The 16,240-nt window shown below is 65.6% G+C and carries 18 protein-coding genes and 1 pseudogene; 12 read left to right on the top strand and 7 right to left on the bottom strand.

All coding sequences use genetic code 11. The annotated features are described in order from the left end of the window. Positions 1–19: 19 nt before the first annotated feature. The 4 genes and pseudogenes from CA951_RS31755 to CA951_RS31740 form a co-directional block, all read right to left on the bottom strand. Positions 20–828, bottom strand: a protein-coding gene (locus CA951_RS31755) for an IS5 family transposase (protein WP_373414634.1) whose coding sequence is annotated in 2 segments (ribosomal slippage) — positions 20–478 and positions 481–828 — 807 coding nt in all. Because the reading frame shifts where the segments join, the coding sequence is not laid out codon by codon here. A gap of 72 nt (positions 829–900) precedes the next feature. After that, on the bottom strand, positions 901–1,188 hold the full coding sequence (locus CA951_RS31750; protein WP_087560644.1) for a hypothetical protein: 288 nt from the start codon (positions 1,186–1,188) through the stop codon (positions 901–903). Between the two features lie 26 nt (positions 1,189–1,214). Beyond that, positions 1,215–2,018, bottom strand: coding sequence for an ANTAR domain-containing response regulator (locus CA951_RS31745; protein ID WP_087560643.1), 804 nt, complete (start codon positions 2,016–2,018; stop codon positions 1,215–1,217). 90 nt (positions 2,019–2,108) lie between these two features. Continuing rightward, positions 2,109–2,418: pseudogene (locus tag CA951_RS31740) on the bottom strand (MerR family transcriptional regulator); the annotation flags it as partial. A 125-nt stretch (positions 2,419–2,543) separates the two neighbouring features. Between CA951_RS31740 and CA951_RS31735 the strand changes: the two are divergent. The 3 genes from CA951_RS31735 (at position 2,544) to CA951_RS31725 (ending at position 4,164) form a co-directional block, all read left to right on the top strand. Beyond that, on the top strand, positions 2,544–2,966 hold the full coding sequence (locus CA951_RS31735) for an Hsp20/alpha crystallin family protein (RefSeq protein ID WP_087560714.1): 423 nt from the start codon (positions 2,544–2,546) through the stop codon (positions 2,964–2,966). 217 nt (positions 2,967–3,183) lie between these two features. Beyond that, on the top strand, positions 3,184–3,567 hold the full coding sequence (locus tag CA951_RS31730) for a J domain-containing protein (protein ID WP_087560641.1): 384 nt from the start codon (positions 3,184–3,186) through the stop codon (positions 3,565–3,567). 96 nt (positions 3,568–3,663) lie between these two features. Beyond that, positions 3,664–4,164, top strand: a complete 501-nt coding sequence (locus tag CA951_RS31725; protein ID WP_087560640.1) for a hemerythrin domain-containing protein — start codon at positions 3,664–3,666, stop codon at positions 4,162–4,164. Positions 4,165–4,331: 167 nt separating this feature from the next. On the opposite strand, the gene CA951_RS31720 is transcribed toward CA951_RS31725, so the two are convergent. Further along, the gene (locus CA951_RS31720) at positions 4,332–5,012 is read right to left on the bottom strand and encodes a GAF and ANTAR domain-containing protein (protein WP_087560639.1); all 681 of its coding nucleotides are present in this window, start codon (positions 5,010–5,012) and stop codon (positions 4,332–4,334) included. A 188-nt stretch (positions 5,013–5,200) separates the two neighbouring features. Between CA951_RS31720 and CA951_RS31715 the strand changes: the two genes are divergently transcribed. Together CA951_RS31715 and CA951_RS31710 are read left to right on the top strand one after the other, a co-directional pair. Continuing rightward, entirely contained in the window at positions 5,201–5,668 is a 468-nt protein-coding gene (locus tag CA951_RS31715; protein ID WP_179220385.1) for a DUF4383 domain-containing protein, read from the top strand. 113 nt (positions 5,669–5,781) lie between these two features. Beyond that, a complete protein-coding gene (locus CA951_RS31710; protein WP_087560638.1) occupies positions 5,782–6,261 on the top strand; it encodes an SRPBCC family protein in 480 nt (159 codons plus the stop codon). Between the two features lie 361 nt (positions 6,262–6,622). On the opposite strand, the gene CA951_RS31700 is transcribed toward CA951_RS31710, so the two are convergent. Continuing rightward, complete coding sequence (locus CA951_RS31700) at positions 6,623–7,765, bottom strand: RNA-guided endonuclease TnpB family protein (RefSeq protein WP_087560712.1); 1,143 nt, start codon at positions 7,763–7,765, stop codon at positions 6,623–6,625. Here CA951_RS31700 and CA951_RS43025 point away from each other — a divergent pair. Further along, positions 7,764–8,036, top strand: a complete 273-nt coding sequence (locus tag CA951_RS43025; protein WP_143543133.1) for a hypothetical protein — start codon at positions 7,764–7,766, stop codon at positions 8,034–8,036. The genes CA951_RS31700 and CA951_RS43025 overlap by 2 nt on opposite strands. 207 nt (positions 8,037–8,243) lie before the next feature. Next, positions 8,244–8,936, top strand: coding sequence for a GAF and ANTAR domain-containing protein (locus CA951_RS31695; RefSeq protein WP_087560637.1), 693 nt, complete (start codon positions 8,244–8,246; stop codon positions 8,934–8,936). Between the two features lie 75 nt (positions 8,937–9,011). Here the strand turns inward: CA951_RS31695 and CA951_RS31690 are convergent, their stop codons facing one another. Continuing rightward, entirely contained in the window at positions 9,012–11,150 is a 2,139-nt protein-coding gene (locus CA951_RS31690) for a catalase (protein WP_087560636.1), read from the bottom strand. A gap of 241 nt (positions 11,151–11,391) precedes the next feature. On the opposite strand from CA951_RS31690, the gene CA951_RS31685 reads away from it, so the two are divergent. The 5 genes from CA951_RS31685 to CA951_RS31665 all read left to right on the top strand — a co-directional run bounded on the left by CA951_RS31685 (position 11,392) and on the right by CA951_RS31665 (position 16,215). Beyond that, positions 11,392–11,841: a hypothetical protein gene (locus tag CA951_RS31685; protein ID WP_087560635.1), complete on the top strand. Its 450-nt coding sequence runs from the start codon at positions 11,392–11,394 to the stop codon at positions 11,839–11,841. 345 nt (positions 11,842–12,186) lie between these two features. After that, on the top strand, positions 12,187–13,239 hold the full coding sequence (locus CA951_RS31680) for a hypothetical protein (protein ID WP_087560634.1): 1,053 nt from the start codon (positions 12,187–12,189) through the stop codon (positions 13,237–13,239). Next, positions 13,236–14,354, top strand: a complete 1,119-nt coding sequence (locus CA951_RS31675; protein WP_087560633.1) for a glycosyltransferase — start codon at positions 13,236–13,238, stop codon at positions 14,352–14,354. Before CA951_RS31680 ends, CA951_RS31675 begins: the two co-directional genes overlap by 4 nt. After that, entirely contained in the window at positions 14,351–15,355 is a 1,005-nt protein-coding gene (locus CA951_RS31670) for a glycosyltransferase (RefSeq protein WP_087560632.1), read from the top strand. Before CA951_RS31675 ends, CA951_RS31670 begins: the two co-directional genes overlap by 4 nt. Next, complete coding sequence (locus tag CA951_RS31665; protein WP_143543132.1) at positions 15,352–16,215, top strand: glycosyltransferase family 2 protein; 864 nt, start codon at positions 15,352–15,354, stop codon at positions 16,213–16,215. Before CA951_RS31670 ends, CA951_RS31665 begins: the two co-directional genes overlap by 4 nt. The last annotated feature ends 25 nt before the right edge of the window (positions 16,216–16,240 follow it).

The raw sequence follows: 16,240 nt of genomic DNA, 5'->3' as shown, positions 1-16,240 counted from the left end.
AAGACTCTTAGAGCGTGTCTCATGTGGGAAGTTTCTTGAAGCAGGTGAGTGCGGCGGCGAGGTGGAGGAATCCGGTGAAGTGTTCGCCGTGGCGTTCGTAGCGGATGGTCATGCGTCGGTAGCCGGTGAGCCAGGCGATGGTGCGTTCGATCTTCCACCGGTACCGGCCGAGGCGATCATTTCGCTCGATGCCGCGGCGGGCGATCCGCGGGATGATGCCGTGTTCGCGAAGCCACCGTCGGTGTATGTCGTAGTCGTAGCCCTTGTCGGCGCGAAGCTTTCCCGGCTTGCGGCGGCGTGGTCCACGCCGGGACCTCACCGCCGGGATCGCGGCAACCAATGGTTGCAGCATCGTGCTGTCGTGGGTGTTCGCCCCGGATACGTCCACGGCCAGCGGGATTCCATTCGCTTCGGACAGAACGTGGATCTTCGATCCCTTCTTGCCGCGGTCGACGGGACTGGGCCCGGTCAGCGAGCCCCCCTTTTTGCCCGGACGCTTGCCGCGTCCAGGATTGCTGCCGTCCAGTCGAGTTCACCCGCGATCCCGAGCCGGTCGAGCACCTCGCAGTGCAGCTTCTCGAACACCCCCGCCGCCACCCACGCTGTGAACCGTCGATGCGCCGTCGGAACCGTGACCCCGAACGAGGGCGGCAGATGCCGCCACGCACATCCGCTGGTGAGCACATACACGATCGCGGTGAACACCGCCCGGTCGTCGGCCGGCGTACTTCCGCCTCCCTGCGGGCGGGCGACAAAACGTGGGATCAAAGGTTCGACTATCTGCCACAACGCATCCGGAACCAACCTCAGTGATAACTCATCTACCACGCGTCACATTATGTCCCACACATCACTTCATCCACATGAGACACGCTCTAAAGCTTTCCCTGCGACTTCGAGTCAGGGCGGGGAAGACACATCTCCGGCACGTCGACCGGCCCGGGGGACGAGTTCGAACCAGGCGCTGGTGCCGCCGCGAATGTGCGGGCCCGGATAACACAATGCGAGCCCCCGGTTGTCGAGCTCGGTGAACCAGTCGTTCCACGACAGGTGTTCGAACTCGCCGGGGCCACCGAGGAAGTCGATCCGCAGGGCGCCCGTGCCGTCACGGGCGGGTGCGCCGTGATGGGCCTGAATCCACCGGCGGATCTCGTCCCGATCGGTGGTGATGTGCGGACACGTAGTCATCGGTTGAACTCCTCCTCGATCCCGGTTCACGTCTGCCCCGGTTCACGGCGACCGTTCCCGGTCGGGACGCCGCGCTCGATCGACTGAGCCATCAAGTTGCGGGCGAGTTCGTGCAGTTTGGTGTTGGTGCGTTGGGAGGTGTCGGTGAGGCGGGCGAAAGCCTCGTCGGCGGTGATCCGGTGCACGGCCATCAGCACTCCCTTGGCCTGGTCGATCTCGGCCCGCGTGGTGAGCGCCTCGGTGAGCTGCTCGACCTGGGTGCGCGCACGGTGCCAGCGGCGGGCGTTGCTGATCGCGGCCGACGCGGCGGTGCTGAACAGTTCCATGAGTGTCTCGTCGAACGGGTCGAACGCGCCCGCGCTCCGGGCGTAGATGTTGAACGAGCCTGCCAACTCACCCGGACCTTCCCCCGGGGTGGCGAGCAGCAGCGGGACCGAGAGATACGCCCGGACTCCCGCCTCCTTCGCAGCGGCGGTGAATTCCGGCCACAGCTCGGCATACTCGCCGACCACCGCGCGGACCGGTTGCCCGGAGGTGGCGGCCTGCAGACACGGGCCGCGGCCCGCCTCGTACTGGTGGTCGTCGATGACGGCGACGGACTCGTCGGTCAGCGCGACCGTGCGCGGGCCGGACACTTCGAGATGGGTGACGGTGACGGCGTCGGCCTCGGGCACCGCGGCCACCACCGTATGGGCGAGCCGGTCGAGCACACCGGTGAGTGGTTCATGGGCGGCGGCCTCGTCGCGCAGCGTGGCGAGCGCCGTGGTGACGGTTTCGAGCGCTCGTGTGGCCTCGGACAGGGCCAGGTGGACTGTGGTGTTCTCGCTCATGACACACACCCCTTCCCGGTAAATGGACTTACTGCTCGAATCGGTCGGCTTCGGGAACCACGTCGGCGACGTCCGTCGCTTCCACTCGGCCACGGAGACGGGCGTTGGCAGCTTCGAGGCGCCGGTTGTGGCGTTCGAGTTCGCCGGTGCGGTGCTCGAGGTCGAGCACCCGGCCGATCCCGACGAGGTTGACCCCGGCGTCGATGAGTTCCGCGATGCGTTTGAGACGGCCCACGTCGTAGTCGCTGTAGCGGCGGGTGCCACCGCTGGTTCGCGTCGGGGTCACCAGACCGTACTCCTCGTAAAGGCGCAGCGCCGCGATGCCGAAACCGGACAGCTCGGAGGCCACCGAGATGCCGTAGACCCCGCGCCGGGATCTCGACTGGAACTTCTCGGACATCTAGCCTCCGATCGGGATTTTCTCCGGTTTTCTCTTGCCATCGTTTGTGGCTGGTGATATACCGAATCTACAGCATCTGCTGCAGTTTACCTAGCGAAATGAGAGGGTTTCTGGAGGTGGACACGATGTTGATGCGTACGGATCCGTTCCGCGATCTCGACCGTCTGACACAGCAGATCCTCGGCACCGCGGCCCGTCCGGCGGTGATGCCGATGGACGCCTGGCGTGAAGACAACCGTTTCGTGGTCGAATTCGACCTCCCCGGAGTCGACGCCGACTCGCTGGATCTGGACATCGAACGCGACACAGTGACGGTCCGCGCCGAACGACCGGCACTCGACGAGACTCAGGAGATGGTGGCGGCCGAGCGGCCACGGGGCCTGTTCAGTCGGCAGTTGTTCCTGGGCGAGAACCTCGACGCGGACAAGATCGAGGCGCACTACGACGCCGGTGTGCTGCGGTTGACCATTCCGTTTGCGGAGAAGGCCAAGCCGCGCAAGATCGAGATCAGCAGTGGACATTCCGAACGGAAGGCTGTCAGCGCCTGACCGAGAACTGTAGGGCTCAGAAGGGGGCGAAAGCGATGTTTTCCCTTGCCGCACAGCGCTCCCCACCGCAACCGCAGGCCCCGGCGCCTGCGCCGACGAGACGAGTTGGTGCCGAGGCCGCCCTGATTTCTGGTGACTCCGGTTGCCCGGCGACCGGAGTCACCGCCATTCGGCCCGTCGTACACAGAGGCGGTGCCACTCGCAGAAGGTTTCGGTGATGACCACCGAGAGCAACCCGTACCGAGTCCTGGGACTGACGGTTGAGGCATCCCCGGCGCAGATTGCCCGCGCCTACCGGCGCTTGTTGCACGCACACCATCCGGACACCCGCACCACTCAGCCGGCCACCGACCCCGTGGCGGACGAGGAACTGCAACGCATCCTCGCCGCCTACGCGCTGCTCCGTGACCCGGCACGGCGTGCTGCCTACGACCGTGCCGCCGCGCAAGACCCCGGCCCGGCTCCGGATCGGTCACCTGCGCAGGCACCTCGTCCTCCGGCGTCACGCCCACGCCGAGTCCGGGTCGTCGTCCGGCGCGGTACACCCCGGCCCGCGATCGCGTTCTCGCTCCGGATCGGGCCACTCCGCCGGCACAGGTGATCGAGAGGACGGTGTTAGCCGTCGCCGCTAGTGGGTAATGCGTAGTGACGACATCGCACTCGCCCCGCTCTCCCCGACCACCACTGTGAGGTATCAATGTCGACCGACGCGATTGTTCTCCTGAAAAGCGACCACAAGGAAATTCGAAAGCTGTTCCGGGACTTTCGCGGCGCCGGGCCGGACGCCCGCGTCGAAAAGGGCCGCATCGTCGACAAGATCATCGAGGCCCTGACGGTGCACACGTACATCGAAAACGAGGTCATGTACCCGGGCGTACGTGAACTCGCGCCTGACCTCGAGGACGACATCCTCGAATCCTACGAGGAACACCACGTCGCCGACGTGCTGGTGACGGAGCTTGCGGGGATGAAACCGGATGACGAAAGGTTCGACGCGAAGGCCACCGTGCTGATCGAATCTGTCGAGCATCACATCGAAGAAGAAGAACAAGAGTGGTTCCCCAAAGTGCGGGAGGAGCTGGGGCGCAAACAACTCCAGGAAATGGGTGTTCGGTTGCTCGAACTGAAGGAGAAGGCCCCCAGGTCTCCTGCGCAACCGTCGGCCCTGAAGAAGACGGTCGACGCCGTACTCGATTAGCTGTCGGGTGCGGACGTCGTGCCCCTGGCCGGGGTGAGGGCCGATCTGTTGCTTGCGGGGGCTTGGTGCCGCCACCATCTGACTGACGGGTCGATACGGACCCGCATCGGCGGCACCCACCCTGGGTGGGGGTGATCTGACATTCGATCACCCTCACCCGAGCCCTTTCACCTACGTTCGATGACCTGCTGCGCGACGGCGTTGAGTCGAACGTTCGTTTCCTGAGACAACTTGGTGAGAAGTTCGAAAGCTTCAATTGCGTTGATGCCGAACCGTTCCATCAACATGCCCTTGGCCTGCCCGATGATGTCTCGGGAGGAGATCGCGGATCGGAGCTGCTCTTCCGTCCGCGCCGCCGTCAACGCCAGCGCAGCATGAGCCGCCAGCACCTCGGCCGTGGCCTCTTCCTCGGGGCCGAATGCGTTCGGCTCGAACGCGAAAAGGTTCAGCGCTCCCATCTTCTCCCGGGCCGTGAACAGCTGGAACGAGATGGAACTGAGGATTCCCGAATCCACCGCGGCTGCTGCGAACTGTGGCCATCGCGTCTCGGTACGAAGATCGTCGCTGCGGACGACGAGATTCTTGATCGCGGCTGCCACGCAAGGACCCTGCCCGAGCTCTTTCTGAACCGAGTCGAGTTTTCGGAGCAGCGGTGACGTCGGTGCCACCGTCTCGAACGCCGTTCCTTTGGAGACCAGCAGGATGCCGGCGCACGTCTCGGCAGGCATCAAGTCGACCACGGAGGCGGTAATGGCGCGAAGCCGCTCGTCGACCGTCCGGGGCGCGGACAGGGTGCGTGCGAGCGCAGCCATCCTGCGACTCGGATCCGCGGTGTCCGATGTGTTCATGCCAATCCCTTCGCCGGGCGGGGTCAACTCGTCCGCCCACGACGTGAGTACCCCGAAGGTCTTCCCACATCACAGAGAAAAAGCGCCTGGTTTCTCCAGGGCCCGGCGCGGGCACTCGGGGACTGCCCGGACCACCACGAACGAAGAATCCGATCTCCTTACACAGCTTCGAGAAAGGCGCATGAACGATGACTCAACGATCCAGCTCCTCGCCGCTGACCCGATCCCCACTCCAGCTCGCTGCCCTCGTAGTCGGCGCCGTGTTCCTGCTCGTCGGGATCCTCGGTTTCATTCCCGGCATCACCACCGACTACGACACTCTCACCTTCGCCGGACATCACTCCGAAGCCAAGCTGCTCGGCATTTTCGAGGTGTCGATCCTGCACAACATCGTGCACTTGCTGTTCGGCGTCGCCGGCCTCGTCCTGTCCCGCCGAGCCGACACCGCCAAGGCATTCCTCGTCGGCGGCGGGGTTGTCTATCTGGTGCTGTGGATTTACGGTCTGCTCATAGACAAGGACAGTGCCGCTAACTTCGTGCCCCTCAACACCGCAGACAACTGGCTGCACTTCGTTCTCGGAGTGGGAATGATCGCCTTGGGTCTGCTCCTCTCGCGTACACCCGCTGCAACGGCTCCGCGGACGAACACACACTGAACCACAGGACCCTGCCGTAAAGATGAATACGGTTGGGGGAGTGGAGGCTCGGTGGGGCAATGACGCGCCGGCGAACTGTGTAGAACGGGGAAGGCGCGGGTAAGCGAAATCGCATGAGCACTGTTACCGAAGCTGTCGATGTCGATGTTCCGATCCGAGTGGCCTACGACCAATGGACCCAGTTCGAGTCGTTTCCCCAGTTCATGGAAGGCGTGAAAGAAGTTCGGCAAGTTGATTCCACCCATACTCATTGGGTCATCGACATTGCCGGGCAGACACGCGAATTCGACGCCACCATCACCGAGCAACACCCGGATGAGAGGGTTGCGTGGAAATCCGATGCCGGCCCCGACCATGCCGGTGTGATCACCTTTCATCGGCTCGACGACACCCACACACGGGTCACAGCGCAGATGGATATCGATCCGAACGGTGTGGTAGAGAACGTCGCGGACAAGCTGGGCGTCCTGACACATCGAGTGAAGGCCGACATGACCAAATTCAAGGAGTTCATCGAGGCTCGCGGCACCGAAACCGGCGCGTGGCGCGGCGATGTCGACCGCCCCGGCCAAACCCTCCCCGACGAGACCTGACCGCGTGGTGATCGGCCGTCCCGGAGAGGCCGTGCGAGCAGGGCGCGTCCGTCGTCGTCGGGGAGACCCTGGCCGTTAGTCGAGACGTGACTCCCACTCGGCGAGGGATGCGGTGGGGTCCGCGTGACGGTCGGGGGACCCCAGCGGGGGAGAGGCTTTCGTCGCGAGATCCACCAGGGCGTGGGCAACGGCCAGCACGCTGAGGTGGTGACGTTGCGCGACCCGGAGCAGTTCGTCGAATGCATCGGTCTGGCCGTAACGGCGAAGCGCATTGACGTCCTCTCGGCCGTGAACGACCGAGATTCCCCTCGGGACTCACGTCTCGAGGTTCCTGTTTCACAGACAGTCGCCTCCCCGCACTTTATGTGCGGGGTGGTCTCACACCGTCTCCGCAGGCTGTCACCGTCAGTCCGACGGCCAAAATATTCTTCGCAGCATTCACGTCCCGGTCGTGGACGGCGCCGCACCGGCACGTCCACTCCCGCACGTCCAGCGGCATCGCCGAGGCGATCGCCCCGCACACCGAGCAGGTCTTCGACGACGGATAGAACCGGTCGATCGCCACCACCCGCCGCCCGTACCAGTCGGCCTTGTACTCGAGCATGGTCCGGAATTCGGACCATGCCGCATCGGAGATCGCCCGAGACAACGACCGATTCTTCACCATGTTCCGCACACTCAGATCCTCGATGGCGATCACTTGGTTTTCGCGCACCAGTCGAGTGGAGAGTTTGTGCAGATAATCGCGGCGCCGATCGGCGATCCGGCCATGAATCTTCGCGACCTTCAGTCGGGCCTTGGCCCGGTTACGCGATCCTTTCTGCTTCTTGGCCAGTGCCCGTTGCGCCTTCGCCAGCCGCGCACGGTCCCTGCGTTCATGGCGGGGGTTGGTGATCTTCTCCCCCGTCGAGAGCGTGTAGAGGCTGGTGATCCCGGCGTCGAGCCCGACCACCCGATCGGTCAACGGGGGCTCGGTGATGGTGTCTTCGACGAGGATCGAGATGTGGTACTGACCGCGAGCATTACGCGACACCGTCACCTGCGTCGGCACGGCCCTCTCCGGTAGCGGCCTCGACCACCGAATATCCAGGGGTTCGGACTGCTTGGCCAACCGGAGCTGCCCGCCCCGGTAGGTGAAGCAGTTCGAATAATAGGTCGCCGAATCCTTCGATTGGCCCTTTTTCTTGAATTGCGGGTAGCGGGTCTGCTTGCGCCAGAACTTCTCGAACGCGCCCTGCAATTGCCGCAGCGATTCCTGCAACGGCCCCTTCGACGGCTCCGCCAACCACGCGGTCTCGGCATCGCGCTTCCATCCGGTGAGCATCGTCGAGGTGTCGCTGTACGTGATCCGGCGTTGTTCCTGCGACCAGGCCCGCGTCCGCTCGGCCAATGCCCGGTTGTAGACATACCGGGTGCTCCCGAACGTCCGCGCGAGCTGTTCCGCCTGCACCGCAGTCGGATAGAAACGGTACTTGAACGCCCGCTTCACCACCCTCCCCACCATGACCCAGACCATAACCCCACAGTCCGACAAATCCAGATCGGCTATCCCGGCCCTGAAGGACCGGGTTTGCGCCGAAAGACTCACGGATCAAAATGCCTTCCGCCACCGACAGCGTGTGCCGTCCGTCCATCGCACGATCTTCACCATCTCGACCATGCCGGGTGATCGGATCGGGCTGGGGCAATGTCGTCATGGGTTCCATCTCCGTGATGTCGTTCCGGTCTTGATTGCGGATCGGGAGTACGACCACTCCTGGATTACCCGCGCTTGACGTCGATCACACGAATCCCACTTGGTTCGGGCAGGCTTGAACGTCCTGATCTTGCCGGTGGGCGAACATGCTGTGCAGAGGGTGTGGGGGCGTAGTGTTCGAGGTGAGGCGCAATGCGCCTGCGGTGGTTTCTACGCGTGGCCGAGTCTGGCCGCAAGTGTCGACGTGCTGAGGGCACCGACGCTGATGCGACGGGCGGTGCCACCGATGAACGATTTCGATCATGACAGTCTCGGGGTCATGATGGCCGATCTCGCTCGGTCGTGGACGGCACCGTCCGATCTGGGCGGGACCCTGCGCAATGTGACGAAGGCCGCGGTCGACCTGATCCCGGGCGCGGACAGCGCGGACATCCTCACCATCACCGGGCGACGGAAGTACGACTCGTTCGCCCCGACGTCGGCTCTACCCGCCGAGCTGGATTCAGTGCAGGCACAGTTTGGTGAGGGACCGTGTGTCGATGCGGCCGCGGACGGGTCGGTCACCCGCAGCGACGACCTGGAAAACGAGCGGCGGTGGCCGCAGTTCACCCGCGAGGCCGTCCGGTCCGGAGTACGAAGCATCGTGTCGTTCCGGCTCTACACCCACTCCGATGTTGCCGGTGCACTGAATGTGTTGGCGATGAAGGCGCACGCTTTCGGCGACGAGGCGGTCACCGTCGGGGAGGTCCTGGCAGCGCACGCCGCAATCGCCGTCACCTCCGGTCAGCGAGAATCACAGCTTCGTTCGGCGCTGGTCAACCGCGATCTGATCGGGCAGGCGAAGGGGATGCTGATGGAACGGTTCTCCGTCGGTGCGGATCAGGCGTTCGAGATACTCGTGAAACTTTCCCAGACCTCGAACACTCCGGTCGCGGCGATCGCGGCGAAGGTGGTCGGTCTCGGGCCGGACCGGCGTTGAGACAATCCTCGGGTTGCCGGCCCGGCGCGGCATCTGTCAGATGTCAGCACCCCGGGTGCACGCATCCCTGCGCTGTCATGTGAGCCGTTCCCAAACCCGGTGGGACTTCATCAGCGCAGTGATGCCGTCGAACAGGGCAGATGCGTCGTCGGCGATCACGATGCCGGGGGCGTCGGCCGGAATTCCGGCCGCTTCGAGGGGTCCGCGACCCGCGGCCCATCCCCCGATCGCCTTGCAGTGCCGGAACGCTTCCGTCAGCAGCACCTGCACCCGCGGGTCCGACGTCGGAGACGCGACGACGACGGCGTCGAACTCCACCGACCGCATCGTGAGGAACGTTCGGGACACCGGCACGGCGGCTTTGCCCGAGCCCAGTTCGCCACCGTGCGGTCCGATGACGAGTGGAACCATGCTGTTCTTGCCGACCTTCTCGACGAGGTCGCCGACTTCGGACAGATCGGCGGACTCGTCGGCGACGATGCCGATGTTCCTGCCGTCCAGGGGCCACTCGGCGCCGACCTGTGACAGTGCCGGGCTGGGCGTCGGCGCGACGTCGTACGCGACGGTCGGCTCCGGTGCCGGAAGACCGAGGCCCTCGGCGACCGTCGCGCACAGGCCGGGGTCGATATTCGCGATGACCCCGAGGGCGCGCTCCTTGATGACCTGCTCGTAACACTTGCCCAGCTCGAACGTGTAGGCCTGGGCAACGTGGGCCTGTTCGACGGCGCTGAGACTGGCGTAGAACAGTCGGGCCTGCGAGAAGTGATCGTCGTAGCTGGCGGGCGCGCCCCGCAGCTTCGTCGATTCCGGCATCGGCACCGGCACCTCGACGAACGCCGTGTCGGCCCCGGCCAGGAACGGGCAACCGGCGTCGAGGGAATTCGGCCGGTACGGCGCCACCCCGGGATGGACCCCGTTCTGGTGCATGCCGTCGCGCAGCATGTCGTTGACCTCCGCGTGTGGCCGGTTGATCGGGATCTGCCCGAAGTTGGGTCCGCCGAGCCGGCTGATCTGGGTGTCCAGGTACGAGAACAGCCGTGCCTGCAGCAGTGGGTCGTCGGTGACATCGATCCCCGGGACGAGGTGCCCGGGGTGGAACGCCACCTGCTCCGTCTCGGCGAAGAAGTTCGTCGGATTCGCGTCCAGCGTCATCAGCCCGATCGGCTGCACCGGCGCCAGTTCCTCGGGCACGATCTTCGTCGGATCGAGCAGGTCGATCCCCTCGAACATTTGCTCCGGGGTGTCGGGGAACGCCTGGATACCCAGCTCCCACTGCGGGTAGGCACCGGACTCGATCGCGTCGGCGAGGTCGCGGCGGTGATAGTCGGGGTCCATGCCGTTGACGATCTGCGCTTCCTCCCACACCAGGGAGTGCACACCCAGTTTCGGCTTCCAGTGGAACTTCACGAGTGAACTTTCGCCCGCCGCGTTCACCATCCGGAAGGTGTTGACGCCGAAGCCTTCCATCATCCGATACGAGCGCGGGATGCCCCGATCGGACATGTTCCACAACGTGTGCGCCGTCGCCTCGGTGTGCAGGGACACGAAGTCCCAGAAGGTGTCGTGCGCACTCTGTGCCTGCGGGATCTCGCGGTCCGGGTGCGGTTTGCCGGCATGGATGATGTCGGGGAACTTGATGCCGTCCTGGATGAAGAACACCGGAATGTTGTTTCCCACCAGGTCGAAGGTGCCTTCGCCGGTGTAGAACTTGGTCGCGAATCCACGGGTGTCGCGGACGGCGTCGGCCGACCCCCGGGAGCCGAGCACGGTGGAGAACCGGACGAAGACCGGCGTCTCGACGTCCTTGGCGAGGAACGCCGCCTTGCTGACGGGTTCGGCGGAACCATACGCACGGAAGATGCCGTGGGCGGCCGCGCCCCGTGCGTGCACCACCCGCTCCGGAATCCGCTCGTGATCGAAGTGCGTGATCTTTTCGCGTAGGTGGTGGTCCTGCAGCAGGGTCGGTCCCCGCTCACCGGCCTTGAGCGAGTGGTCGGTGTCGTAAAGTCGCGCGCCCTGCGCCGTGGTGAGGCGCTCACCCTTCTGGCCGCGGGCCGTGTCCGGCCCCTCGACGGGTTGCCCAGTCGCGGTCCGCAGTTCGGGCGCCCGCTGGTCGGACTTCGGCGGCAACGGCTCGGTGGGCTCGGTGGGCTCGGCGAGCGCCGGAGTACCGGACCCCGGAGTTCCGGGAATGGGCGGGTTCTTCTTGGACACGACGAAGCTCCTCGCTGAAATATCGATGGGATGGGCGCCAACGTTGCTGTACGGTCTGCTCTTCCCGGAGTGCCCAGATGTTCGAAAACCGAATCACGCTCCACGGGGAGCGCGACACCCGACTTGTCCCGACTGCGAGACGCTGTTTCGCATTCGCGTCCCTGGGCATAGCTAATGCAGAGGTCACACCCCGAACAATCCGAGAGTCCGGCGTTCTGGTGCGTCGGTAAGGAGAGAAATCATGGGTACCGAACCAGGCAAGCAACTGCACGAGGAACCACAGTCCGAACGCGGACCCCAGGGATCGCGGGATGCGGGTCCGGATCAGGCCGGCGCAAACGAGGCGGGGCGCGAGGCCGGGTCGCTTGATCAGGACGAAGTCACCTCCACCGCCGAGGAGGGCACGAACCCCGCGCCAGCCGGCGGCTCGTTGCCTCCCGGCGACGCGAAGCCACCGATCCCGCCGTACGAAGGCCGGACGACGAGCACCCAGGAGGGGCGCCCGGAGCGCGACGAGCATGTCGACACCGGCGGCACGCAGTCACCGAAACCCGAGGAGACCCCACGTGGCGCGGTCGCGTCACCGGCGGAGGAGAAGCCTGCCGCTCAAACCGCCGAGACCGAGGGCAGCGACTCCGGGGTGGGGCCCGCGCACCAGGGAGGCGTCGGTAGGGCCGAAGACAAGAAGTGACGAGCATTCGAATGGCCCTGCAGTGCAGACCGGTTCGGTGGTCCATCGCTTGAGACAGCGTTCTGCCGGGTACTCGTCCCCCGTGGAGATCATTGGAATCCTGATTCTGGTCAGCGTTATCGCGTACGTCGCGCTCAAGAGGCGGGGCGGGAGGAAGTCGTCGGGGAACGGCTGAACCGCCCCTCGCCTCTGCTGGCGCCGATGCTGCCAAATCGAGAGCGGCATCGAAATACTCTGATTGGTAGCAAGTCCGGTTGCCGGTAGTGTCCGGCCGCGCTGTTCCGTGTGGATTCTCCGGACAGAAGAACCGTCTCGTCGACGCTTCGTGTCGGAAAGGATGTGCGCATGATCAGGGTCGCCTCGGTGCCGGCCTCGCATGTATATGTTCGACATCTTGCGGAGCCCGACGGGAATGACCACGTGGTCCGCCTTCCAGATCCGGTGCCGGCCGACGGGCGGAAGGTGCCGGGCGGGTGGTGGCCTCCGGTGATGCTGGATCCGTTGTGGATCAGTCGGCATCACCGCGAATTCGACGTGTTTCACATCCACTTCGGGTTCGACGCCATCGCCCCGGCCGACATGAAGGACATTCTGCACGAACTGTCTGTGCATCGAATTCCCTTGGTGTACACCGTGCACGATCTGCGCAATCCCCACCAACCCGACCCCGAACCGCATCTCGAACTGCTCGACGTGCTGGTTCCCGCCGCCACCGCCGTCGTCACCCTGACCCCGGGTGCCGCGTCGGTGATCGAATCGAACTGGGCTCGCACTGCGACGGTGCTCCCCCATCCGCACGTGGTCGGGCGCGATCTGCTCGACCGGCCCCGGCACCGCACCGCGGAATTCGTGGTGGGCGTGCATGTGAAAAGTCTCCGCGCGAACATGGATCCGTTCCCGGTCCTCGACGTACTTGCCGGCACGGTTTCCCAGCTCGAAGGTGCCCGACTGCGAATCAACGTCCACAGCGAGATCTTCGATCCGGCGAACCACTGGTACGCCCCGGAAGCGGGTATTCGTCTCGTGCGCTACGGAGATCGGAAGGACGTCGACGTCCTCGTTCACCGGTACTTCTCGGACGGGCAACTGTGGGACTACCTGACGTCGCTGTCGGTGTCGGTGCTGCCGTACCGCTTCGGCACCCATTCGGGTTGGCTGGAGGCCTGCTACGACCTCGGGACGGCGGTGGCAGCGCCGAGCTGCGGCTTCTACGGGGAGCAACAAGACTGTGCGGTCTTCGGATTCGACGAACAGCATTTCGATGCGGAGTCGTTGAAACGCTGCATCCGGGCGCTCTACGACGCCGAACCGAAACGGGCGACCGCGACCGAACGCGAATCACAGCGGCGCCAACTGGCCCGCGCGCATTACGCCATCTACGAGGAAGCCCTCTCGTGAGCGGCACACCGCTGCGGATCGCCCTCGTGGCGTCGTGCCGATTTCCGATCCGGCAGCCCTTCGCCGGCGGCCTCGAATCGCACGTGTGGTGGCTGGCACGCAGTCTGTCTGCGGACGGGCACCGGGTGACATTGTTCGCCGGCCCGGGCTCGGATCCGGGACTCGGCTGTGCCCAGCTCGAGGTCCGGACGCTCGAGGTCAGCGCAGCCGCCCGAGCGGACGCGTCCATGCCGCCCCTCGAGTTCATGGCAGAACATCATGCGTACCTGCAGCTGATGCTCGATCTCGCCGGTCCGTTGGCGGGAGAATTCGACGTGGTGCACAACCACAGCCTGCATTACCTGCCCGTGGCCATGGCGGCGACGGTGCCCGCACCCATCCTGTGCACGCTCCACACACCACCGACCCCGTGGCTCGAGTCGGCCATCGCCGTCGGCTCCGGACGTGGGGCGCACTTCGCTGCGGTGAGCGGACACACCGCCGACGCGTGGCGGCATGTCGTCGGCGACATCGATGTCATCCCGAACGGCGTCGACCTCGCCGGCTGGCCGGCAGGCGACGGAGGGCGACGCCTGATCTGGTTCGGCCGTCTGGTGCCGGAAAAGGGTGCTCACCTGGCGATCACGGCCGCGAGGCGGGCGGGGTTGCCGCTCGTGCTGGCCGGTCCGATCAGCGATCCGGACTACTTCGCGCGGTCGATCAGGCCCCGTCTCGGATCCGACGTCACATATCTGGGTCATCTCGCGCAGCCGGCGCTGGCGGCGGCGATCGGCAGTTCCGCAGCGGCACTGGTAACACCGTTGTGGGACGAGCCCTACGGCCTGGTGGTGGCCGAGGCGCTCGCGTGTGGCACGCCGGTCGCCGCGTTCGCGCGGGGTGGGATTCCGGAAGTGCTCACCCCCGACTGCGGCCGGTTGGTACCACCCGACGACCTCGACGCCTTGGTTCGCGCAATTCCGGAGACCGTCGTGCTCTCTCGTTCGGCGGCGCGCGACCGAGCCCGGGAACGTTGTTCCGAACGCGTCATGGTCGATGCATACGTGGACACGTATCGGCGACTGACGCACGCGCACGGAATCGGGAAGACGCTGCGACACAACGGGGTGATGCTGTGATCGGGTACTACATTCATCACCACGGGCAGGGGCACCGCGCACGGGCGAAGAGTATCTGCTCCGCTCTGACCACGCCCGTCACCGCACTGACGTCGGCGCCGCAACCGGACGCAGAGTGCTTCGCCGACGTCGTCTGCCTGGTCCGCGACGACGACGGCGACACGGCCGAGAATCCGACCGCCAACGGCGTCCTGCACTGGGCGCCCGCGCTGGATCGGGGTTTGGCGTCGCGGATGGGTCAGGTGGTCCACTGGATCGACACCGTCCGGCCGAGTCTGCTGGTGGTGGACGTGTCGGTGGAAGTGACGGTGTTGGCCCGGCTTCTGGGCGTGCCGGTCGTGGTCGTGGCGATGCCGGGAGACCGAACCGATCCTGCTCATCACCTCGGGTATCAGCTCGCCGAGCACATCCTCGCAGCATGGCCGCAGGAGATGTACGACCCGTTGTGGCTCAGAGAATTTGCGGACAAGACGACCTTCGTCGGTGGGATCAGCCGGTTCGACGGCCGCCCAAGCGATGACGGCCCTTCGGCGGGGCGCCCCCGGGTGCTGGTGCTCAGCGGTACCGGCGGTTCGAATCTGTCGATGGACGACATCCGGTTGTGCGCCAACCAGCACCGGGGATATCGGTGGCAGGCGCTCGGCGTCCCGGGTGCACCCTGGGTGGACGACCCCTGGCCGCAGTTGAGGACTGCCGACGTCGTCGTCTCGCACGCCGGTCAGAACGCGGTCGCCGATGTCGCCGCTGCCGGACGCCCGGCGATCATCATTCCCCAACCCCGCCCGTTCGGAGAACAGCACGCCACTGCGGCGGCGCTGGCAGCCAACGAGCTCGCCGTGTCGGTACCGCGGTGGCCGTCCCTGACCGAGTGGCCGCACCTGATCGAGGCCGCCACGACCGTGGGTGGTCACCGCTGGCCACGCTGGCAGACCGCAGGTGCGGCCGGGCGCGCGGCAGCGGTCATCGACAGCCTGGCCAAACGAATCGAGGCCTCGCGATGAGGACTGCGGTGGTCACGATCGCCGCCCACCGTGACACCCATCTGAGGCTTCAGCTGCGGTCCCTCGAACGAAGCACATCGGTTCCGAACGCGCATGTGGTCGTGGCGATCGGCGACCCCGCAGTGGCAGACGTGGTGTCGGCCGAGGGCAGCACCGCTGCGGTCCTGTGGATCGAGCACGATCGCGGACCACTGCCCCTGGCGCGCGCCCGGAATGCCGGTGCCGCAGCAGCCCTGGCCGCAGGAGCGGAGCTGTTGATTTTCCTCGACGTGGACTGCATTGCGGGACCCGCGATGATCCGCCGGTACGCCGACGTGGCTCGCCGGCAGTGCCATCGCAGCGCTCTCCTGTGCGGTCCGGTCACCTATCTGCCGCCCCCCGGCCCGGGAGGATACGACCTCGACCACGTCCACGAAGCTCGTCGTCCTCACTCTGCTCGGCCGGCGCCCCCCGCCGGGACTGTAGTGCCGGGTGCGGACTACGACCTGTTCTGGTCGTTGTCCTTCGCCGTCACCGCCGATACGTGGAATCGGATCGGGGGATTTTGCACCGACTACACGGGGTACGGCGGTGAAGACACCGATTTCGCCTACACCGCCGCAGCCGCGGGCGTGGGCCTGCGCTGGGTCGGTGGTGCCGACGCATTCCACCAGTACCATCCGGTGTCCGACCCGCCCGTCGAGCATCTCCGCGACATTCTCGTCAATTCCCGACTGTTTGAACGCCGTTGGGGTCGATGGCCGATGCAGGGCTGGCTGCGGGCGTTCGAGGATCGAGGATTGATCACCTACGATCCCGCGCAAGGGTACCGGCTCCGATCGACGGACAGTGGCCACGAATACGAGGGGCGGGCGTTGTGAACCTGACCGGACAAATCGGCGGTGC

Origin of the sequence: Rhodococcus sp. NCIMB 12038 (assembly GCF_002165735.1) — a bacterium.
Classification (GTDB): domain Bacteria; phylum Actinomycetota; class Actinomycetes; order Mycobacteriales; family Mycobacteriaceae; genus Rhodococcus_F.
Note: the sequence above shows the minus strand (reverse complement) of the source record. Positions and strands in the feature narration are given on the sequence as shown.